Here is a 21,119-nt window from a genome sequence, read left to right on the forward strand (position 1 = left end):
TTAAGGCCCTTTTTTCGATCACTTACAGAATTCAATCGAACCCTGCAGCGTTATGTTTGGAGCGGGAAACGAGACTCGAACTCGCGACCCCGACCTTGGCAAGGTCGTGCTCTACCAACTGAGCTATTCCCGCATTGTCTTGATGACGGGCGCTATTCTAGCGGTTCAGATAGCGGCGTCAAGCCTTTGATTCAAAAACTTATTTTTTTTCTGCAGTCGTCCTGAGGTGCGGCCATGCGGCTCTCAGGTATTGCACCATGGACCAGAGTGTCAGCCCCGCAGCGATAAGCAGCAACGCATAGCCAAGAATGACCCAAACGGTGATGGCCGGCGGGTTGCCGAGCAGAATGACCAGCGCGAGCATCTGCGCCGCTGTCTTCCACTTGCCCATGTTGGAAACGGCAACCTGCGCACGCGCGCCGATTTCCGCCATCCATTCGCGGAGTGCAGAGATTACGATTTCACGGCCGATGATCACCGCTGCGGGCAGCGTCAGCCATAGATTGGCATGCGCCTGAACCAGCAGCACCAATGCCACGGCCACCATCAGTTTGTCGGCTACCGGATCGAGAAAGGCGCCAAAGGGCGTGCTTTGTTCAAGACGGCGGGCCAGATACCCGTCGAGCCAGTCGGTCGCCGCAGCGAACGCAAAGACTGCACTGGCCGCCATGTAGCTCCAGTGATAAGGCATGTAGAACAACAAAATGAAGATCGGAATCAGTAAAACGCGTAGTACGGTGATCAGATTAGGGATATTCATCGGCACAACTGGCTACGAGGTGAACGAGCATTCTACTCGCTGTGCAGGTTTGCATAAATCGACTCTGCCAGCTTTTTGCTGATTCCGGGTGCTTTTGCTATTTCATCGATGCTGGCACGGGACAATTCCTGCAATCCGCCGAAATGTTTGAGCAGGTCACGACGCCGGGTCGGCCCGACACCCGCCACGCCCTCGAGGGTCGATGTACGCCGGGTCTTGCCGCGGCGGGCACGGTGGCCGGTGATCGCGAAACGGTGTGCCTCGTCGCGAATCTGCTGAATAAGGTGCAGGGCCGGAGAGTCGCCGGGCAATGTGAATTCATGCGCCGAGTCGTTCAGATACAAAGTCTCGAAACCTGCCTTGCGCGTGGTGCCCTTGGCCACACCGAGCAGGATGAGATCAGGAACCTGTAATTCATTGAGCACGTCGCGCGCCATGGACATCTGCCCCTTGCCGCCGTCCACCAGCAGCACGTCAGGCAACTTGCCCTCCCCGGCCTTGATGCGGCTGTAACGCCGGGTCAACGCCTGGTGCATGGCGGCATAGTCGTCGCCTGCAGTTACGCCTTCGATATTGAAACGCCGGTAATCGGACTTGATCGGGCCTTCGGGGCCGAACACCACGCAGGACGCTACGGTCGCCTCACCGCTGGAGTGGCTGATGTCGTAGCATTCCAGGCGCATTGGCGGGTCTTCGAGACCCAGCACCTTGGCCAGCGCTTCGAACCGAGAAGCAACGTGCTGACGGTTGGCCAGCCGCGCGGTCAGTGCCTGCTCGGCATTGGTGACCGCCATTTGCTGCCAGCGCGCCCGGGTGCCGCGCACGCGATGACTGATGACCATCTCGACGCCGCGCAGCTCTTCGACGGCGTCGACGAACGCGGGGAAATCGTCGTTGATGACATTGACGATAACTTCGCCGGGCAGCTCACGGTCGATGCCGCCGAGGAAATACTGAGCCAGGAATGCCGACATCACTTCGCCGACCTCCTCTTCTATGCCGACCTGCGGAAAGAAGTTCTTGCTGCCCAGCACCCGCCCGCCCCGCACGCTGATCAGGTGCACGCAGGCACCGCCAGGGTTGACGAATGCGGCGACCACGTCGACATCGCCGGTACCGCCGTCCATGCTTTGCTGATCCTGGACGCGGCGCAACAAGGCCACCTGATCGCGCAACTCGGCTGCACGTTCGAAATCGAGCGCCATCGCGGCTTTTTCCATGGAGGCGTTCAGCTCGTCGCTCAGGGCATTGCTACGCCCTTCGAGAAACATCACCGAGTGACGTACGTCCTCGGCATACACCTCAGGCTCGACCAGCCCGACACATGGCCCTTTGCAGCGCTTGATCTGATATTGCAGGCAAGGACGTGTGCGGTTCTTGAAGTAGCTGTCCTCGCACTGACGCACCTGGAAAGTCTTTTGCAGCAGACTGAGGCTCTCGCGAATCGCGCCTGCACTTGGGTAAGGCCCGAAATAACGACCCTTGGCCTTCTTGGTGCCACGATGAATGCTCAGCCGCGGAAAGGCGTTATCGGACAGAAACACATAGGGGTAAGACTTATCGTCACGCAAGAGAATGTTGTACGGGGGCCGCCACTCTTTGATGAGGGTCTGCTCCAGCAACAGCGCTTCGGTTTCGTTGCCCGTGATGGTGGTTTCGATCTGGGCGATACGCGACACCAGCGCCCCGGTCTTGGGCGCGTGTCCGGTCTTGCGGAAGTAGCTGGCAAGACGCTTCTTGAGGTTCTTGGCCTTGCCGACGTAAAGCAGTGTGGCTTCGGCGTCGAACATACGGTAGACGCCGGGGCGACCGCTACAGGTCGCGAGAAATGCACTTGGATCAAATGTCTGGGTCATGTTCAGGCGCTGGCATCAACCATGCCGTGACGTACAGCGAGCAAAGCCAGTTCAACATCACTGCTGATCGAGAGCTTTTCAAAGATACGGTATCGGTAGGTATTAACGGTTTTCGGTGAAAGGCACAGCTTGTCCGAGATGGTCTGGACTTTCTGGCAGCCGACGATCATCAGAGCAATCTGGATCTCGCGCTCGGACAGCAGATCGAACGGCGAATTGTTGACTTGCGGCTGAAACGACTTCAATGCCAGTTGCTGGGCAATCTGCGGGCTGATGTAGCGCTGACCGGCAAACACCAGGCGAATGGCCTGGACCATTTCCGCAAGCCCGGCACCCTTGGTCATGTAACCGGCAGCGCCAGCCTGCAGCAAACGGGTCGGGAAAGGGTCTTCTTCACAGACGGTGACAGCGACGACCTTGATATCAGGGTGGCTGCGCAGCATCTTGCGCGTGGCTTCCAGCCCTCCGATACCCGGCATCTTGACGTCCATCAATACGACGTCAGGCTTGAGCTCGCGCGCTTTCTTCAGGGATTCCTCACCGGAATCGGCCTGCCCGACAACCTGCAGACCATCAATGTCGGCCAGCATGCGTGTGATGCCTGTCCGGACAAGATCATGGTCATCGACAACTAGCACCTTAATCAAGCAGACACCTCGCGCAACGGTCATAACGAATGCCAATCACCATAACAAAAACAACGAGGCAGACCTAGCACTGCGAGCAACGTCTCACATCAATATGATGGCAGGCACATCAGGCAGGGCTGTAAAAACTCGATGTGCCGGCAGGGCTACGCCCGTTCCGGTCTTGTATCACTTGGCCGACGGAAGTTTCGCAGCCCCCGATGATAGCCCCGAGAGCTCGGCAATAGTGGTTGTCAGGCGCCGGATAGCGTCCTGATCTTCCTTGCCCAGCACCCGGTAATTGCCGAGGATCTTTTCTTCGATGAGACTGAGGTTGTCGATCGGCACCGGCGTTCGCGTCCCCGTTAACACATAAAGTACGTCAACACCTTTGGCCGCAACCGCAGCCAGATAATCGGCCTTCGGCGCGCGATCACCATTTTCGTACTTCCCCTGGGCGTTGGCCTCGACCCCTCCTATCTCACCAAATGTACGCTGAGACATCCTCAGGCGCTCTCTTTCCTTTCTCAACCGGCAACCGATTCCACTCATTTGAACCTATGATCCTGTTGTAGCTATCCTAACGAATGTTAGAATCCCGCGGAATTGAATAGATTTGAACGGTTTTGAACTATGCCCGGAATACGCACCGCCGCACAAGCCAAGGCCTGGCTGGATCAACAGGGCAAATCTGTTCAGGAGTTCGCTCGTGAAAACAGCATTGATCCAGCGACCACTTACCAGGTACTGGCAGGACGCAAGAAAGGAAGGCGCGGTGAAGCGCATAAGGTAGCTGTACTGCTGGGCATGAAGATCGGGACGATCCCGAACACGGAAGCCCTGCATGAAGATGCACGTGAATAATAGCCGTTGTTGGCTGGCGACAACGCATCCCGGACAAAACGCCAAAGCCGTTGCCTGCATTCAGGTATACAGCGTTGCAGGCAAAATAGCCCGCCCCGAATACTGCATGCCGTCGACCGTTGAGCGGTTCGCTGTCGCTAGCGAGATTCCATCTGCCTGCCTTCGCAGAAATCGATAATCCCGCTGATTGAATTTTCCAATTGAAGGCGCCTCCTTTCCTGAAGTAAGCTTGCGCTCAATCTACGGAGACCCACCATGCTGCAATCCACTTCACCGCTACTCGACGTTGCTACCGGCATTGCTTGCCGTGCGCGCGCCGTGGCTGTGCAAGCGGCCTCGGTGAGCGCATCCGTTGATTCTTATTATGGGTATTGGTTTAGCCACTGGCGCGCCTGATACCCATCCGGCGCCCACACTAAGGGGACGCCAACCAGAGAATTCTCTAACCCCCGGTCGGCTTCCCGACCGGGGGTTTTGTTTTTTCAGGACTACGTATTTCAACGGTCTGTTCAAGAACAGCCGTAAACAATCAACCTGCATCGCATCGAGGATCACGACATGAACTACGCCACTTATTACCGCAACGACATCGATTTTGCCTGGCGATTTAGCCACCTCCGTTCGGGACAGCCTGCCGCCTCCGTTCGGTCTCTGCCAGGTGGCAAGCACATACCCCCGGTTCTAGAAGCCCTTTGTCGAACACCCCAGTAGGTCTGCGCGGGAGCGTCCCGCCAGCCCAGGAAGCCAGAACATGAACTCGTCCGTTGCCGTAACCCCGTCCGACCTGTCCAGCCACGCCGTCAATCTGGCGGACAACAGCCCCGCCTCGAAACGCCTGCCAGGTACTCTGGAATTGAAGATGCGTCTGCCCCTCGGCGCAGCGCTCACCGAACAGGTTGCCGCCCATCGCCGCGCCGTACGCGCCATCCTTGAAGGCCAAGACTCGCGACTGCTGGTCATCGTAGGCCCCTGCTCGATCCACGACCCTCGATCCGCCCTTGAATACGCTGAGCGACTGGCCGACCTTGCCGCGCAAGTCAGTGATCAGATGCTGCTGGTAATGCGCGCTTACGTCGAAAAACCGCGCACGACTGTGGGCTGGAAAGGCCTGGCTTACGATCCGCGCCTTGACGGCAGTGACGACATGGCCGAGGGCCTGACGCTGTCGCGGCAATTGATGCTGGAGATGCTGGGGCTGGGCCTGCCGATCGCCACCGAGATACTGCAACCCATGGCGGCGGGCTACTTCGACGATCTGCTCAGTTGGGTCGCGATTGGCGCTCGGACCACCGAATCGCAGATCCATAGGGAAATGGCCAGCGGCCTGCCCATGGCTGTCGGGTTCAAGAACGGTACTGACGGCGGCGTGACGGTGGCCAGCGACGCGATGCGTTCGGCCGCGCATCCGCATCGCCACTTTGGTATGGACCGTCATGGCCACCCGGCGATTATCGAGACACAAGGCAATCCGGATACGCACATCGTGCTGCGCGGCGGTCACGGCGGCCCCAATTACGATCACCAAAGTGTGGCCAACGTGCAGGCGAGCCTGAGCAAGAATAATGTCGCGTCGCGAATCATGGTCGATTGCAGCCACGCCAACAGTGGCAAGGACCCGCTGCGTCAGCCTGGTGTGTTCGAGGACGTTCTGGAACAGCGCTTGTCAGGCAACACCTCGCTCATCGGCATGATGATCGAAAGCCACCTGTTCGACGGCTGCCAGGCATTGGGCGGAACGCTGCAGTACGGCGTTTCGGTCACCGATGGCTGCCTTGGCTGGGAAGGTACCGAACGCCTGCTGCGTCGTGCGGTTGACCGTCTGCGTTACAGATAAACAGAGCGAAGGAACTTTGTCGGGAAATACCGCACTGAATCCGGTAGGCTGTTTCTTTTTTTTCACAGGAGATTATTCCCCATGGCTAAAGCCACTGCCCGCCACATCCTTGTTTCGAGCGAAGAAAAATGCAACGAACTCAAGGCGCAGATCGAAGGCGGCGCTGATTTCGCTGAAATCGCCAAGGCCAATTCCAGCTGCCCGTCGAGCCGTCAAGGCGGTGACCTGGGTTCGTTCGGTCCAGGCCAGATGGTCAAGGAATTCGACACTGTCGTATTCAGTGCTCCGGTGAACACCGTTCAGGGTCCGGTAAAGACTCAGTTCGGCTATCACCTGCTGGAAGTGACCAGCCGTCAGGACTGATCCTGTCGCACCGGGTGCCAGACGGCTCATCTTCGGATGGGCCGTTTTTGTATGTGGCCGTTTCAACGACACAGTGACCCGGCATGCGCGCAGTGGCTTGGCGAAGCGCCCATTTGTCTGTAGAAGATAGCGCGATGCAGAGGCATGAGCTCTGCCATGATTGTTGTCACCGCTGTACAGCCAGTCGCCTTTAACCCTGACATTCGCTTGCGAACGTCAGTCAGGATTCGAGTCATGCGTTTTGTTTTTTCATCGTTGCTCGCCTTGACGCTGACCTTCGTTGGCGCTGCCCAATCGCTGTCCGCAGCCCCGCAACACGCTCTGACCGTTTACGGCGAAGCGCCACGCTATCCCGCCGACTTCAAGCACTTCGATTACGTGAACCCGGACGCCCCCAAAGGTGGCAGCATGCGGCGCTCGGCCATTGAAATCGGCCAGTTCGATCACCTGATGCCGTTCACCGACAAGGGCATGGGCGTTTCGCAGATCAATGGCATGCTCTACTCCCCACTGGCCACGCGCTCGATGGATGAGCCCTACACCGTCTACGGGCTTGTCGCCGAGAAAATGGAGCGTGGCGTGGATGGCCTCTCCCTGCGCTTTTACCTGAACCCCAAGGCACGTTTCGCGGACGGCACGCCGATTACCACCAGTGATGTGAAGTACACCTACGAGCTGCTGATGACGCAGGGCAACCTGCAATACCGCACCCAGTTTGAAGCGGTCAAGGGCGTGGAGGTCGAATCGCCTTCGCAAATCCGCTTCGACTTCAAGAACAGCGATAACCGCACCCTGCCCCTCGATCTGGCTTCGCTTCCGGTATTCCCCGAGCACTGGTGGAAAACCCGTGACTTCGCCAGCGGTGCCGGCTTTGAAATTCCGCCGGGCAGCGGGCCCTATAGGATCAGCCATGTGGACCCGGGCCGCACCGTCACCTTCGAGCGCGATCCGGACTGGTGGGGCAAGGACCTGCCGGTCAGCAAAGGCCTGTATAACTTCGACAGGTTCAGCATCGAATACTTCGGCGACACCGATGTTGCACGTACGGTACTCAAAGGCGGCGCCTACGATTACAACCGCGAGTTTTCGGCCACCGGCTATTCAATTCGCTATGACGGCCCGGCGCTCAGCGACGGACGCCTGCAGAAAGCCCAGTTGGCCAGAGGCGCGGTGCAAAGCTCGCAGGGTTTCGTCTTCAACCTGAGCCGCCCCATGTTCCAGGACCGCCGCGTGCGCCAGGCGCTGTCGCTGCTCTGGGACTTCGAATGGACCAACCGGCAGATGATGCGCAACATGTACATCCGCCAGAACAGCTTCTTCTCCAACTCGGAGTTGGCCGCCAGCGAACTGCCCACGCCGGCTGAGCTTAAAATCCTCGAACCATTGCGCGGCAAAGTCCCCGATCAGGTGTTCGACAGCGTGTTCGAGACGCCCAAAACCGATGGCACAGGCTTTATTCGCGACAAGCAGCTGCAAGCGCTGGCCCTCATGAAGGAAGCAGGCTGGACGCCAAAGGGCGATGAGCTGGTGAATGCCCAGGGCGAACCCTTCAGCTTCACCTTTCTCAATGCACAGACAGGCTTCGAGCGAATGCTGCTGCCCTACAAACGCACCCTGGCGCAGATCGGTATCCACTTCGACATTCGCCGCATCGATGCCGCGCAATACCTTAACCGCGTCATGGCCCGCGATTACGACATGATTGTCACCGGCTACCCGGTCTCGACATCGCCCGGTGCCGAGCTGTACAGCAGTTTCGGCTCCAAAGTGGCGATGGACCCTGGCTCGAGTAATTACATGGTGCTGCAAGACCCCGCCGTCGATGCGCTGATTGCCGGCCTGCTCAAGGCCGACAGCAAGCAGACCATGACCGACTACGCCCATTGCCTGGACCGGGTACTGCAGTGGAACTACTACTGGATTCCCAACTATTATCCGCCAGGCTCTTCAACCGTCTGGTGGAACCGTTTCGGCATCCCGAAAATTCAGGCCAGCAACAATGAGGCCATCGAAACATGGTGGGAAATCAGCCCTACACCGCTGACCAATGAGCAATTCGCTGAAAAACGCGGCGCATCAGCCACCGTTTCGGAGATGCAGTGAATGCTGGGTTATATTCTGCGTCGCCTGCTGCTGATCATCCCTACCCTGCTATGCATTCTGCTGGTCAACTTTTTCATCGTGCAGGCCGCTCCGGGTGGGCCTGTGGAGCAGGCCATTGCTCGCCTGCAAGGGATCGGCGGTGCGACCGTGGGCGCCGGTGCCAGCGAGTCCGCAGGGGGCCACTCCAAGGCGTCGCGGGGGCTGGACCCGGCACTGATCAAGCAGATCGAACGCCAATACGGTTTCGACAAACCAATGCACGAACGTCTCTGGCTGATGCTGAAGAATTACGCACGACTGGATTTCGGCAGCAGCTTCTTTCGCGGCGCAACGGTGACCGACCTCATTCTGCAGAAAATGCCGGTGTCGATATCGCTGGGGCTCTGGGCGACATTGCTGACGTACCTGGTGTCGATCCCGCTGGGGATTCGCAAAGCGGTCAAACACGGCAGCCAGTTCGATATCTGGAGCAGCACCGCCATCATCATCGGTTACGCTATGCCAGCCTTTCTGTTCGCCATGCTGCTGGTGGTGGTGTTCTGTGGCGGCACGTCGCTGAACTGGTTTCCGGTACGCGGACTGGTCTCGGACAATTTCGAGCAACTGACCACGGTCGGCAAGATCGCTGACTATTTCTGGCACCTGGCGCTGCCGGTCTCGGCGCTGGTCATTGGCGGCTTTGCCACGCTGACCCTGCTGACCAAACATTCCTTTCTCAACGAAATCACCCGCCAATACGTGACCACGGCCCGCGCCAAGGGCATGAGCGAGCGACGGGTGCTGTATGGCCATGTGTTTCGCAACGCCATGTTGCTGGTGGTGTCAGGCATCCCGCAGGCCTTCATCAGCGTGTTCTTTGCCGGTTCGCTGCTGATCGAGGTGATCTTCTCGCTGGATGGCCTGGGCCGCATGAGCTATGAAGCAGCCGTGTCGCGAGACTATCCGGTGGTGTTCGGTTCGCTGTTCATCTTCACCGTGTTCGGCCTGCTGATAAAGCTGATCGGCGATATCTGCTACACGCTGGTCGACCCCAGAATCGACTTCAGCGCGAGGAATGCATGATGCGCAGCCTTTCGCCGCTGGCCCGCCGTCGCCTGGAGCGCTTTCGCAGCAATCGCCGCGGCTGGTGGTCGCTGTGGCTATTCTGCGGACTGTTTGCCCTGACCCTGGGTGGCGAACTGATCGCCAATGACAAACCACTGTTGGTCAGCTATCAGCACTCACTCTATTTCCCGGTGTTCAAGCGTTACACCGAGCAGCAATTCGGCGGCGAGCTGCCCTTCCAGCCCGATTACCGCAGCGACTACGTGCGCACGCTGATCAGCAAAGGGGACGGCTGGATGCTGTTCCCGCCCATCCCGTTCAGTGACGACACGCCCAACTATGATCTGACCACCCCGGCCCCCAGCCCGCCCTCTGCAGAAAACTGGCTCGGCACCGACGACCAGGCGCGCGACGTCATGGCGCGGGTCATCTTCGGCGCCCGGGTGTCGATCCTGTTTGCGCTGGCACTGACCTTTATCAGCGCGTTGATCGGCATCAGCGCCGGGGCGTTGCAGGGCTATTACGGCGGCTGGGTCGACCTGTTCGGCCAGCGTCTGCTGGAGGTCTGGTCGGGCCTGCCGGTGCTGTACCTGCTGATCATCCTGTCAGGCTTCGTCGAACCCGACTTCTGGTGGCTGCTGGGCATTATGGCGCTGTTCTCCTGGCTGACCTTGGTCGATGTCGTACGCGCCGAGTTTCTGCGCGGCCGCAACCTTGAGTACGTCAAGGCCGCTCGCGCGCTCGGTCTGGGGGATCGAAAAGTGATCCTGCGCCACATCCTGCCCAACGCGATGAATGCGACGTTGAGCTATCTGCCGTTCATTCTTACCGGTGCCATCTCGACCCTCACTGCACTGGATTTTCTGGGCTTCGGCATGCCTGCCGGCAGCGCGTCGCTGGGCGAACTGATCGCCCAGGGCAAGCAGAACCTGCAAGCGCCCTGGCTGGGGCTGACGGCGTTCTTTGCCCTCGCGTTGATCCTGACGCTACTGGTATTCATAGGCGAGGCGCTGCGTGATGCCTTCGACCCGAGGTCCTGACATGTCGGAAAACCTGATCGAAATCCGCGACCTGAGTGTCGCCTTCAACGGGCAGAAAGTGGTCAGCAACCTGAGCCTGGACGTGCGCCGCGGCGAGTGTCTGGCACTGGTCGGCGAATCCGGTTCCGGCAAGTCCGTCACCGCCCATTCAATCCTGCAATTGCTGCCACGCAGCGGCACCCTGACCACAGGCAGCATCACCTACCGGGGTCAACAACTGGTGGGGGCCGACGACCGCACCCTTCGCGAGCTGCGTGGCAACCGGATTGCGATGATTTTCCAGGAGCCGATGACCTCGCTGAACCCGCTACACAGCGTAGCCAGGCAAATCGGCGAGACATTGTTGCTGCATCGCGGCATCAGTGGTCGTGAAGCGCAAAAACGCATTGTCGAGCTGCTGGAGCTGGTAGGCATTCAACAGCCGGAAAAACGCCTGAAAGCCTATCCGCACGAGCTGTCCGGGGGCCAGCGCCAGAGGGTGATGATTGCCATGGCACTGGCCTGCGAGCCGGAGCTGCTGATTGCGGACGAGCCGACCACTGCGCTGGACGTCACGGTGCAACGCAAAATCCTCCTGCTGCTCAAGGAGCTGCAGCAGCGCCTGAACATGTCGCTGCTGTTGATCAGCCATGACTTGAACCTGGTGCACAGCGTCGCTCAGCGCGTCTGCGTAATGCGCGCCGGCGAAATCGTCGAGCAGTCCGATTGCAAGTCGCTGTTCAAATCACCTCAGCATCCCTACAGCCGCCTGCTGCTGGACGCCGAACCTGCCGGCGAGCCGCTGCCACGCGACACCCGGGAAACGGTGCTGCAAGTCGACAACCTGAAGGTCTGGTTTTCCCTGACCGGCGGCATCCTGCGGCGGCACAAGGAATACCTCAAGGCGGTGGATGACATCAGCCTGAGCATCGAGCGCGGCAAAACCCTCGGTATCGTTGGTGAGTCGGGTTCCGGCAAGTCGACACTGGGCCAGGCGATCCTGCGTCTGCTGGAGTCACGCGGCAGCATCCGCTTTCGCGGACAGGCGCTGGACGGCCTCAGTCAGAAACAGATGCGCCCGTGGCGTAAAGAGATGCAAGTGGTCTTTCAGGACCCTTACGGCAGCCTCAGCCCGCGCATGTCAGTGGCGCAGATCATCAGTGAAGGACTGGAGGTGCACAGCCAGTACAACCCGGCGAAATGCGATGCAGAGGTCATTCGGGCGCTGGAAGAAGTCGGCATCGACCCGCAGAGCCGGCACCGCTATCCCCATGAGTTTTCCGGTGGCCAGCGTCAGCGCATCGCCATTGCCCGGGCGCTGGTGCTGAAACCCGCACTGATTCTGCTCGATGAGCCGACATCAGCGCTGGACCGCACCGTGCAGAAACAGGTTGTGGCGCTGTTGCGCGAACTTCAGGAAAAGCATGGCCTGACGTATCTGTTCATCAGCCATGACCTGGCAGTGGTCAAAGCCCTCGCCCACGACGTGATCGTGGTCAAGGACGGCAAAGTCGTCGAGCGTGGCGCCAGTCATGATGTCTTCGAGGCGCCGCAACATCCCTACACGCAGGAATTGCTGGCGGCCGCGCATCCTGAATGATCTGGCCCACAGCGAAGCTTCTGCCCGGAAGGCGTAGGAGCGTCTCCGATTTACGCCTGCGGACCCGGCGCGTCATCATCGACCAGCCCCCACTCGGCGGTGCTTGCCGTACTGCTGCCGGTCGGGGCCGGCGGCGGTGTGGTCAGGGTCCCGGCGCCGCCTTCACTGTGCAGTTTGAGGCGCAGGCGCACGTTGTTTTGCGAGTCGGCGTTCTTGAGGGCTTCTTCTTCGCTGATTGCACCTTCAACGGCCAGATTGAATAGCGCCGTGTCGAACGTCTGCATACCGAGACTGCCGGACTTCTCCATGATGCCCTTGAGTTCGGTCAGTTCATTGCGCTGAATCAGGTCGCGAATGGTCGGCGTGCCCATCATCACTTCCACCGCCGCGCGGCGCTTGCCATCCGGGGTTCTGACCAGTCGCTGGGAGACGAATGCCTTGAGGTTGTTGCCCAGGTCATGCAGCAACTGCGCGCGACGCTCTTCCGGGAAGAAATTGATGATCCGGTCCAGCGCCTGGTTGGCGTTGTTGGCGTGCAGTGTCGAGATCGCCAGGTGGCCGGTGTCGGCAAACGCCAGGGCATGCTCCATGGTCTCGCGATCACGAATCTCGCCGATCAGAATCACATCCGGCGCCTGGCGCAGGGTGTTCTTCAGTGCCGCATGGAAGCTGCGGGTATCGACCCCGACTTCGCGCTGGTTGACGATCGACTTCTTGTGGCGATGGATGAACTCGACCGGGTCTTCAATGGTGATGATATGGCCACTGGCGTTGCGGTTACGGTAGTCGATCAGCGCCGCCAAAGAGGTCGACTTCCCGGAACCGGTGGCCCCGACAAACAACACCAGACCGCGCTTCTCCATGATCACGTCGAGCAGCACGGGCGGCAGGAACAGGTCTTCGAAACGCGGGATGTCCAGCTTGATATTCCGCGCGACGATGGACACCTCGTTGCGCTGCATGAAGATATTGATCCGGAACCGGCCGATACCCGCCATAGAAACGGCGAGGTTCATCTCCAGTTCGCGTTGAAACTCGAGCTTCTGCTCCTCGTCCATAAGCCCCTGGGCAATGACTGCGACCTCCCCCGGCTTGAAGGTTTCGCTGCCCAGTGGCTTGAGCACACCGTTGAACTTGGCGCACGGTGGTGCTCCGGTGGAGAGGTACAGGTCAGATCCGTCCTGACTGGCCAGAATCTTCAACAGCGCCGGGAAATCCATAATCAATACCGTACAAAATGAAGTAAAAAGACCACGGCCGTCAGGACGGCACGCGTGACGTGCGGGCGTCGCTCAGCAAGAGCAGGCATAATGGCAGCCTTTTGCAGCAGGTGATATTGCGCCATGAAAGCCCAAGCCCGCCATATTCTGGTGAAGACCGCCGAAGAGGCCGAACAGCTTAAGCTGCGCATTGCCAAGGGTGAGGCATTTGACGTGCTGGCTAAAAAGCATTCTAGCTGCCCGTCCGGCAAACGTGGCGGCGATCTGGGCGAAGTCAGGCCTGGGCAAATGGTCGGTGCCATCGATCAGGTGATCTTCAAAAAGCCGTTGCGCGTCGTGCATGGGCCAATCAAAAGCAAATTCGGCTATCACTTGGTGCAGGTGTTCTATCGCGACTGAAGCACAGTTCAAAAGCTGAAAAACCCCGAACCGAAGCGGTTCGAGGTTTTTCGGGCATTGACCAGCGCGGTCATCAGTTCGGCGAAATGGCGCCGTCTACCAGCACTTGAGCTTCTGCCACCAGACGCTTGAGGTGATCTTCGCTGACAAAGCTCTCGGCGTAGATCTTGTAGATGTCCTCGGTGCCTGAAGGGCGCGCCGCAAACCAGCCATTTTCGGTCATGACCTTCACACCACCGAACGCCTGATCGTTGCCCGGCGCGTTGCTCAGCACCTGCTGAATAGGCTCACCCGCCAGCTCAGTGGAAGTCACCTGCTCCGGCGACAGCTTGCTCAGCAGTGCCTTCTGTTGCGGGTTGGCCTTGGCATCGACGCGGGTCGAGAACGGCTCGCCCAGCTGTTCGGTCATGGTCTTGTAGATCTGGCTTGGATCGCGACCGGTACGTGCGGTCATTTCCGCAGCCAGCAAGGCCGGAATCAGACCGTCCTTGTCGGTGGTCCAGACCGTACCGTCGCGGCGCAGGAACGAGGCGCCAGCGCTTTCTTCACCGCCGAAACCCAGTGAACCCTCGAACAGGCCTTGCGCGAAATACTTGAAGCCGACCGGCACTTCATAAAGGCGGCGGCCCAGGCGCTTGGCCACACGATCAATCATGCCGCTGCTGACCACGGTCTTGCCGACCGCTGCATCGGCACGCCACTCAGGACGATTCTGAAACAGATAGTCGATAGACACGGCGAGGTAGCTGTTGGGCGTCATCAGTCCGCCAGACGGGGTCACGATGCCATGACGGTCGTGATCCGGATCACAGGCAAATGCAACCTGATAGCGGTCCTTGAGGCCGATCAGGCTTTGCATGGCGTGGCTGGAGGACGGGTCCATGCGAATCTGGCCATCCCAGTCGACGGTCATGAAGCGGAACGTAGGGTCGACAAATTTATTGACCACATCCAGATTCAGGCCGTAATGCTCGCCAATCGCCGACCAGTAATTCACTCCGGCGCCACCCAGCGGGTCTACACCAAGACGCAGGCCCGAGTTGCGAATGGCGTCCATGTCGATCACGTTTTTCAGGTCGGCCACGTAGGTGTTGATGTAATCATGGCGGTGCGTGGTATCGGCACGCAGCGCTTTTTCATGGCTGATGCGTGAAACGCCAGTGACTTTCTCGGCCAGCAGTTCGTTGGCCTTGTTCTCGATCCACTTGGTGACATCACTGTCGGCCGGGCCGCCATTGGGCGGGTTGTACTTGAAGCCACCGCTTTGCGGCGGGTTGTGCGACGGCGTAATGACGATGCCGTCCGCCAGCCCTGAAGTACGGCCGCGGTTGTAGCAGATGATCGCGTGGGATACCGCAGGCGTCGGGGTGTATTCGTCACCTTGCGAAATCATCACCTGCACGCCATTGGCGGCCAGCACTTCAAGCGCGGTGGCTGCGGCCGGGGTGGACAGCGCGTGGGTATCGGCACCCAGAAACAAGGGACCGTCGATGCCGTTGGCCTTGCGGTACAGACAGATCGCCTGACTGATAGCCAGCACATGCCATTCGTTGAAACCCAGGTCAAACGATGTGCCACGGTGCCCGGAAGTGCCGAACGCAACACGTTGAGTGGGCACCGATGCATCGGGCTGGCCGGTGTAGTAAGCCGTGACCAGTCTCGGAATATCAACCAGTAACTGCGCAGGTGCCAGCTTGCCGGCGAAAGGACTGAGACTCATACAACCTCCACGAAGAAATGAAATACGGAGAAAAAATAAAGACTTGCTGCAGCTGCCAAGATGATCGATGCCGCAGTTTACTGGCAGTTCGACAGCGCTGCTTGAGTATTGATCCCCGGCATCTGCCTCTGTTTCAGCTCAATCGCCAAAACGGCAACCGAGTTCAGGCCATTGACGTTTCGGGCCGCCACCACGCTGGAAACAACTGCTTCACCTTGTGCTCGGCAAAACGGTCATCGATGAGCATCACCACCCCGCTGTCACTTTGGCTGCGAATAACCCGTCCGGCTGCCTGTATCACCTTCTGCACGCCAGGGTAAAGGTAGGTGTAGTCGTAACCGGCACCGAACAGCGCGGCCATGCGCTGCTTGAACTGTTCGTTGACCGGATTGAGCTGAGGCAGGCCCAGGGTGGCGATGAACGCGCCGATCAGGCGTGCGCCCGGCAAGTCGATGCCTTCACCGAACGCGCCGCCCAGCACGGCAAAACCGATGCCCTGACTGCTCAGGGTGAACCTGTCGAGAAATGCGTGGCGCTCACTCTCGGCCATCCCCCGTGCCTGCTGCCAAAGGCTGATGTGCGGGTGAGTGCGCGCCATCAGCTCGGCGACCTGCTGCAGGTAATCGAAACTGCTGAAGAACGCCAGGTAATTGCCCGGCCGCGTGTCGAACTGCTCGGCCATCAGTTCGACAATCGGCGCCAGCGAAGCCTGACGATGGGTAAAGCGCGTGGAAATACGACTGACGATACGCACGTCGAGCTGATCGTGATGAAACGGCGACTCCACGTCGATCCATGCCGTGTTGACCGGCAACCCCAGCAGGTCCGCGTAATAGTGGCGTGGGTTGAGCGTTGCGGAAAACAGTACCGTGCTGCGCGCAGCGGTCAGGCGCGGGCGGATGAAACGCGCAGGAACGACGTTGCGCAGGCTGAGGCGCGACATAATGCGCTTGCCGCCCGCCTCGCGCCGAGTGATGTCGAAAATGAAATGCTCATCGAACAGCTCGGCAATGCGCGCAAAGCCGATGGCTTCCAGGTAGAACCCCTGTAACGTGCCATCCACGGCCTGCGGGTGCTCGTTGAAATGATCACCGATGGTCGAGATGCACTGGTTGAGGCTGCCGATGAATTTTTCCGGTGCCGCCGAGTACGCCTGATAGGCGCCGGGCTGTACCTTGTGCAGCGCATTCCATTGGCGATCCAGACGCTGCAAGGCTTTTTTCACAGGTTCGGGCGCTGTCTGAATCAAGGCTTTCAGCTGGCTCTGATCAAGGCTGGCGCTGTACATCTGGCGTGCCCGCTCGACCATGTTGTGGGCTTCATCGACCAGCACCGCAACGCGCCACTGATGGAGCTGACCGAGGCCGAACAGCAACGCGCTCAGGTCGAAGTAATAGTTGTAGTCTGCGATGACCACGTCAGCCCAACGCGCCAGTTCCTGGCTCAGATAATACGGGCAGACCTGATGCTGCAAGGCGACATCGCGTACGCCCGCCTGATTCAACCACGGCGAGGTCAGCGCCGCCGAGCGAGCGGCTGGCAGACGATCATAAAAGCCGCTGGCCAGCGGACAGGAATCACCGTTACAGGCTTTGTCCGGATACTCACAGGCCTTGTCGCGCGCCACCAGCTCAAGGACCCGCAGATTCAGCTCCGGCGCGCTGTGATTGATGACTTCCAGCGCATCCAGTGCCAGTCGACGCCCCGGCGTCTTGGCGGTGAGAAAGAAAATCTTGTCGAGCTTCTGGCCGGGCGCGGCCTTGAGCAAGGGAAACAGCGTGCCCACCGTCTTGCCGATACCGGTCGGCGCCTGAGCCATCAGGCAACAGCCGGTACTGACGGCCTTGTACACCGACTCGGCCAGCACCCGCTGCCCGGTACGGAAGGACGCGTGGGGGAATTTCAGGCAGCCAAGCGTCGCGTGCAGCGCCTGCGTATGCGCAAGTTCCTGCTGTGCCCAGCCGAGGAATATCGTGCACTGTCGTTCGAAGAACGCTTGCAGCGTGGCCGCACTGAACGGCTCGCGAATCAGGGTTTCCTGCTCGCTGACAATGTTGAAATACACCAGTGCCAGCGTCACGCTCTCAAGCTGCAGGCGCTGGCAAAGCAGCCAGCCGTAGACCTTCACCTGCGCCCAGTGCAACTGACGGTGGTTGGCCGGCATCGCGCCGAGTTCACCGCGATAGGTCTTCACCTCTTCCAGTTGATTGCGACTGGCGTCATAGCCGTCCGCCCTGCCCCTTACCGTCAGCTCGCGATAATCGCCACTCAACGACAGCTCGGCCTGGTAATCGGCACCACGCCGCGTGGCGACCGTACGATGCCCGGCAATGCCTTCCTGAGCCGTGGGTGACGGCGTAAAGCGCAGGTCGAGGTCGCCGACCTTGGCAGTAAACTCACACAACGCGCGCACGGCCACGACATAACGCGCAGGCAGCTCGCTGGCGAGGACAGGCTCGGGATCAGGGTTTACTGGGGCGTTCGGGGTCACTGCGCTGGGGAGCCGTTGGTTGTGAATACTGGACAGGCGTCCAGTTAACAACCTTGAACCACGTCTGGCAAACACAAATGGATCGACGGCCTGCAACGGCGACGTCTATGGCAGACGAGCCTGGCTCAATGCCTCTCCCAGCGCGCTCAGCAGCCTGGCAGGTTCACGGGTCCAGTCAGTGGCATAACTGACCCACAGATGTTGCGAGTAGCGGTTCTGCACAGTGAACAGCTCACCGGGGCTGACGACAATCGACTGGGCCAGCAACGCAATGAAGACCTGGCGCATGTCCACCGGGTATGCGCTCTCGGCCCACACGCCGCAGCCGCCCTCGGGCAACTGATAACGCAGCGTCCCGCCGGTGTGTTCATCCAGTTGCCGGGGCATCGATTGCATGCGCGTGCCCAGCGTCTCTCGCAACGCCAGCAGTTGCCTGTCCAGACGCCCGCTGCTGCATAACCTGGCGATGGCCCTTTGCCGAAGCGGCGGCAGTTCGAATGTTCGCAGGCAGAAATACTGCTGCCATCGCGTATCCAGGCTCTTGCACAGCAGGTAAGCATAGGGCGCTTCAGGCCCCATGCTCTTCTCGAATCCGCCGATGATCACTAGCCGCTGCGGGTCGATCCAGTGGCGCAGCGGAACTTGCCCGCCAACAAACTGCAACCCGGCGTGACTGTCGTTTTCCAGCACCCAGACGTGATGACGATTGAGCACTTCGGCGACAGCCTGGCTGTTGTTCTGCGGACGCACGCTGCCTCGCACCGGGTTCAGCAACGAGGGCAACACGACAAGCCCTATGTCATGGCCGCGCAGCAGGCCGTCGAGCCGGGCCGCATCAAGGCAGCCGGTCTCGTCCAGCGGCAGTTCGATAATCCGGATATCGAATGATTGCAGCAGGCGCAGCAACCCCCAGGCACAGGGCGATTCCACCAGTACCGTACCGCCGCGCAGGCCCAGTGTGCCGAGCACCGCCTTGAATGCGCCGTGAAAGTCAGCGGCGACATAGACATTGTCAGCGTGCCAGCAATGCGCTGCGTCGCGGGTGTAACGGGCGGCAATTGCCGTGCGAAGTTCCGGCTCGCCGAATGGCTGAAAAACCGGGTCCCGCTGACGCGGGTAATGCCTGCCCAGCTCGCGTTCCATCGCCGGCAGCGGACTGTCCTGGGCGTGCAAAAGCGCCGGCTCATCGCAACCCAGCAACGCCATGCCGGGACGCCTGGCGTTGTCGTACAGGGCCTGTAAAAGATCGCCGTCTGAGTCAGGCAATACGTGACCCTGCGCACTCAAGCTGCGCGCTACCGAGTAATAACCCGATTTTGGCAGCGAATAGACGCGCCCTTCCTTTTCCAGCAATGAATAGGCGCTTTGCACCGTCGATATCGATACGTTCAGTCGCTGGGCCAGCTGTCGCAATGACGGCATTTTCAGCGCCGGCTCGCCCTGCTGCTGGTCAACCAGACGCACCAGGTAGCGGTAGACCGCCTGATAGGCGAAATCCGTGTTGTTTTTCATGCAGGTACCCGCCGCTCAACCAGAACAGGCTTCAGAACATTGCTGCATGACCGACGCCGTTTGCAGGCAGCAGCCATGCCTGGCAACCGGATCAGCGTCCCGAGAGCATCTCGGCCACTGCCTGACCCGTCGCAGGGTCGACGGTCATGATCCGGCGCTTGTCGGGGTCGGCAGCGCGGATTCTGGCGATGATTGACTGCGGGTCGTCGAAGTTCACCCGCTGCTTGCCGTAGAGGTTGTGCAATGACTTGAGGCTCAAACCGCTGATATCCACCAGCCACTGCATGACCTGGTCCGGCGCCGTCGAACCCGACAGCGCCTTATGCAGATCCGGCAGCGCCACCAGCATCCCCGGGTGGCAACTGCGCAGAAACGACTCCAGACCATGGCCATGATCCACGAACGGCGAAAACAGCATGCACACCAGTTGAGTCTCGTTCAGGCCGAAGCCCTCCTGAGCGAAGCTCGATGCCAGCTCGCGGCGCGCCTCGATGCGCGCCCGACCGGCATAAGCGCTGAGCGTCTGGTCGATCAATCGCGGCGGCATTTGCTTTCTGCGCATCAGTGACGTCGCCAGTTCAAGGTATTCGGCGATCCCGTCGGCATAAGTACGCGCTTGCAGGTACTGCGCCGTCAGGCCGCGCATGTGAGCCATCAACAAAGGGTTGGCGCAATCCGATTCACTGAAGCTGAACGACAGATCATCGAAGCGGAAATCGAGGAATTCGGTCAGCAGGTTCCAGTGCTCGTCCGCCTTGCAACTGACCAGATCGGCAATAGTGATGAACGCCGGCGTGCTGCTTTTTTCAGGCAGCACCATGGCTCGGCTTGCCGGGGGGCCGTCATCGTCCTCGCCGTACAGCTCGTGATAATAGGCCTGGCCAATCGTATCGATGACCTTGAGCACGCTGGCCAGCGTCTGCTTGCCCCAACTGCCCGAGTATTGCCCGGTACGCTGAGCCAGACGCATGATCCAGGTCGCGTACTGACGCTGCTCTCTGCGCGAGTCGCCACTGACCACCGCATCGACACCGCTGCCCCAGCTCAGGGCGCGCCCCAGAAACTCCGCCAGCCCGAGGTAGCAGGTGTTGCAAAACGTGGTGCGGGCGTCGCCTGCGGACAGGTGGCCACCCAGCAGCATGTCCAGGCGATTCTGCTCACGCCCCGCGCTGGAAAAAGGCAGGTCCGGCTCGAAGGCCTGGGTGTACTGATTGTCGATCACCAGCATCTCGACACGCGGGTCGTCGTACAGAAACAACGCTGAATAGGTGCGGTTGATGTTATCCATCACCGCAGGGGTCATGCCCACGTGACGCCGATTGGCAACCCGCAGGTTGAACGTACCGGGCGAGCGGCAGGCAATACTCAACTGGGCAGCGCGCAAAAAGGCAAGCGTGTAGGCACTGTCCTTGCCACCGCCGAAAGCCACCAGCACCTTGAAGCCGGCAATCCGCTCGATGCCGCCAGCCGCAACAATCAGACGCTGGATCAACAACTGCAGCGCGGTGCGCTCTGCACGCGAGAAGTACCCCAACAAGCGTTGCAGCACTTGCTGGTAGACATAATTCATTGCCTGTTCGTGAATAGAACTCATTGTGTGCCACCTGCCTGTCGCTCAAGGCATGACACGGTGCAGACAGAACATTGAACATCAAGCTGACAACCAAACTTATAGTCGCGCATGACTCATTCCCTGAGTGGTAATTAC

17 protein-coding genes and 1 tRNA gene are annotated in these 21,119 nt (G+C 59.7%); 8 read left to right on the forward strand and 10 right to left on the reverse strand.

What is annotated here, in order from left to right; translation table 11 throughout:
- Positions 1 to 57 precede the first annotated feature (57 nt).
- From V476_RS25780 to V476_RS25800, 5 genes are all read right to left on the reverse strand, one after another.
- Positions 58 to 133 (reverse strand) — tRNA-Gly (locus V476_RS25780).
- Between the two features lie 66 nt (positions 134 to 199).
- Positions 200 to 760 carry a CDP-diacylglycerol--glycerol-3-phosphate 3-phosphatidyltransferase gene (pgsA, locus tag V476_RS25785; protein ID WP_003410850.1) on the reverse strand — a complete coding sequence of 187 codons (561 nt, stop codon included), beginning with the start codon at positions 758 to 760 and terminating at the stop codon, positions 200 to 202.
- 32 nt (positions 761 to 792) lie between these two features.
- A complete protein-coding gene (uvrC, locus tag V476_RS25790) occupies positions 793 to 2,616 on the reverse strand; it encodes an excinuclease ABC subunit UvrC (RefSeq protein WP_003393963.1) in 1,824 nt (607 codons plus the stop codon).
- A 2-nt stretch (positions 2,617 to 2,618) separates the two neighbouring features.
- Entirely contained in the window at positions 2,619 to 3,263 is a 645-nt protein-coding gene (gene gacA, locus V476_RS25795) for a response regulator transcription factor GacA (RefSeq protein ID WP_002553344.1), read from the reverse strand.
- Positions 3,264 to 3,431: 168 nt separating this feature from the next.
- The gene (locus tag V476_RS25800) at positions 3,432 to 3,794 is read right to left on the reverse strand and encodes a helix-turn-helix domain-containing protein (protein ID WP_003349299.1); all 363 of its coding nucleotides are present in this window, start codon (positions 3,792 to 3,794) and stop codon (positions 3,432 to 3,434) included.
- An 81-nt stretch (positions 3,795 to 3,875) separates the two neighbouring features.
- Here V476_RS25800 and V476_RS25805 point away from each other — a divergent pair, with 81 nt between their 5' ends.
- From V476_RS25805 to V476_RS25835, 7 genes are all read left to right on the forward strand, one after another.
- Positions 3,876 to 4,106, forward strand: coding sequence for a DNA-binding protein (locus V476_RS25805; RefSeq protein ID WP_003349302.1), 231 nt, complete (start codon positions 3,876 to 3,878; stop codon positions 4,104 to 4,106).
- A 751-nt stretch (positions 4,107 to 4,857) separates the two neighbouring features.
- Entirely contained in the window at positions 4,858 to 5,940 is a 1,083-nt protein-coding gene (locus V476_RS25810; protein WP_003318550.1) for a 3-deoxy-7-phosphoheptulonate synthase, read from the forward strand.
- Between the two features lie 81 nt (positions 5,941 to 6,021).
- A complete protein-coding gene (locus V476_RS25815; RefSeq protein WP_002553340.1) occupies positions 6,022 to 6,303 on the forward strand; it encodes a peptidylprolyl isomerase in 282 nt (93 codons plus the stop codon).
- A 234-nt stretch (positions 6,304 to 6,537) separates the two neighbouring features.
- Positions 6,538 to 8,406: an extracellular solute-binding protein gene (locus V476_RS25820; RefSeq protein WP_024960804.1), complete on the forward strand. Its 1,869-nt coding sequence runs from the start codon at positions 6,538 to 6,540 to the stop codon at positions 8,404 to 8,406.
- Positions 8,407 to 9,468, forward strand: coding sequence for a microcin C ABC transporter permease YejB (locus tag V476_RS25825; RefSeq protein WP_024960803.1), 1,062 nt, complete (start codon positions 8,407 to 8,409; stop codon positions 9,466 to 9,468).
- Positions 9,468 to 10,490: an ABC transporter permease gene (locus V476_RS25830; RefSeq protein ID WP_003318547.1), complete on the forward strand. Its 1,023-nt coding sequence runs from the start codon at positions 9,468 to 9,470 to the stop codon at positions 10,488 to 10,490. Before V476_RS25825 ends, V476_RS25830 begins: the two co-directional genes overlap by 1 nt.
- Before the next feature lies 1 nt (position 10,491).
- Positions 10,492 to 12,069: an ABC transporter ATP-binding protein gene (locus V476_RS25835; protein ID WP_003410863.1), complete on the forward strand. Its 1,578-nt coding sequence runs from the start codon at positions 10,492 to 10,494 to the stop codon at positions 12,067 to 12,069.
- 50 nt (positions 12,070 to 12,119) lie between these two features.
- Here V476_RS25835 and V476_RS25840 read toward each other — a convergent pair whose 3' ends face one another.
- Positions 12,120 to 13,289, reverse strand: a complete 1,170-nt coding sequence (locus tag V476_RS25840) for a PilT/PilU family type 4a pilus ATPase (protein WP_010408289.1) — start codon at positions 13,287 to 13,289, stop codon at positions 12,120 to 12,122.
- Positions 13,290 to 13,412: 123 nt separating this feature from the next.
- Between V476_RS25840 and V476_RS25845 the strand changes: the two genes are divergently transcribed.
- Positions 13,413 to 13,688: a peptidylprolyl isomerase gene (locus tag V476_RS25845; RefSeq protein ID WP_002553334.1), complete on the forward strand. Its 276-nt coding sequence runs from the start codon at positions 13,413 to 13,415 to the stop codon at positions 13,686 to 13,688.
- 73 nt (positions 13,689 to 13,761) lie between these two features.
- Here the strand turns inward: V476_RS25845 and pgm are convergent, their stop codons facing one another.
- The 4 genes from pgm to V476_RS25865 all read right to left on the reverse strand — a co-directional run bounded on the left by pgm (position 13,762) and on the right by V476_RS25865 (position 21,005).
- Positions 13,762 to 15,408 (reverse strand): phosphoglucomutase (alpha-D-glucose-1,6-bisphosphate-dependent), encoded by a 1,647-nt coding sequence (gene pgm / locus V476_RS25850; RefSeq protein ID WP_024960802.1) that lies wholly within the window; start codon positions 15,406 to 15,408, stop codon positions 13,762 to 13,764.
- A 163-nt stretch (positions 15,409 to 15,571) separates the two neighbouring features.
- Positions 15,572 to 17,899: an ATP-dependent DNA helicase gene (locus V476_RS25855; RefSeq protein WP_024960801.1), complete on the reverse strand. Its 2,328-nt coding sequence runs from the start codon at positions 17,897 to 17,899 to the stop codon at positions 15,572 to 15,574.
- 105 nt (positions 17,900 to 18,004) lie between these two features.
- Entirely contained in the window at positions 18,005 to 19,411 is a 1,407-nt protein-coding gene (locus tag V476_RS25860) for an aminotransferase-like domain-containing protein (RefSeq protein WP_024960800.1), read from the reverse strand.
- A 91-nt stretch (positions 19,412 to 19,502) separates the two neighbouring features.
- A complete protein-coding gene (locus tag V476_RS25865; protein ID WP_024960799.1) occupies positions 19,503 to 21,005 on the reverse strand; it encodes a hypothetical protein in 1,503 nt (500 codons plus the stop codon).
- Positions 21,006 to 21,119 lie beyond the last annotated feature (114 nt).

The sequence above is a fragment of the Pseudomonas syringae KCTC 12500 genome (assembly GCF_000507185.2).
Lineage (GTDB): Bacteria > Pseudomonadota > Gammaproteobacteria > Pseudomonadales > Pseudomonadaceae > Aquipseudomonas > Aquipseudomonas syringae.

Bases quoted from the DNA above. Each gene is read 5' to 3' on its own strand.
- V476_RS25845 (WP_002553334.1), top strand. From the start codon at position 13,413: ATGAAAGCCCAAGCCCGCCATATTCTGGTGAAGACCGCCGAAGAGGCC.
- V476_RS25860 (WP_024960800.1), bottom strand. From the start codon at position 19,411: ATGAAAAACAACACGGATTTCGCCTATCAGGCGGTCTACCGCTACCTG.
- V476_RS25800 (WP_003349299.1), bottom strand. From the start codon at position 3,794: ATGAGTGGAATCGGTTGCCGGTTGAGAAAGGAAAGAGAGCGCCTGAGG.
- V476_RS25825 (WP_024960803.1), top strand. From the start codon at position 8,407: ATGCTGGGTTATATTCTGCGTCGCCTGCTGCTGATCATCCCTACCCTG.
- pgm (WP_024960802.1), bottom strand. From the start codon at position 15,408: ATGAGTCTCAGTCCTTTCGCCGGCAAGCTGGCACCTGCGCAGTTACTG.
- V476_RS25810 (WP_003318550.1), top strand. From the start codon at position 4,858: ATGAACTCGTCCGTTGCCGTAACCCCGTCCGACCTGTCCAGCCACGCC.
- V476_RS25865 (WP_024960799.1), bottom strand. From the start codon at position 21,005: ATGAGTTCTATTCACGAACAGGCAATGAATTATGTCTACCAGCAAGTG.
- V476_RS25830 (WP_003318547.1), top strand. From the start codon at position 9,468: ATGCGCAGCCTTTCGCCGCTGGCCCGCCGTCGCCTGGAGCGCTTTCGC.
- V476_RS25835 (WP_003410863.1), top strand. From the start codon at position 10,492: ATGTCGGAAAACCTGATCGAAATCCGCGACCTGAGTGTCGCCTTCAAC.
- V476_RS25815 (WP_002553340.1), top strand. From the start codon at position 6,022: ATGGCTAAAGCCACTGCCCGCCACATCCTTGTTTCGAGCGAAGAAAAA.
- V476_RS25805 (WP_003349302.1), top strand. From the start codon at position 3,876: ATGCCCGGAATACGCACCGCCGCACAAGCCAAGGCCTGGCTGGATCAA.
- pgsA (WP_003410850.1), bottom strand. From the start codon at position 760: ATGAATATCCCTAATCTGATCACCGTACTACGCGTTTTACTGATTCCG.
- V476_RS25820 (WP_024960804.1), top strand. From the start codon at position 6,538: ATGCGTTTTGTTTTTTCATCGTTGCTCGCCTTGACGCTGACCTTCGTT.
- V476_RS25840 (WP_010408289.1), bottom strand. From the start codon at position 13,289: ATGGATTTCCCGGCGCTGTTGAAGATTCTGGCCAGTCAGGACGGATCT.
- uvrC (WP_003393963.1), bottom strand. From the start codon at position 2,616: ATGACCCAGACATTTGATCCAAGTGCATTTCTCGCGACCTGTAGCGGT.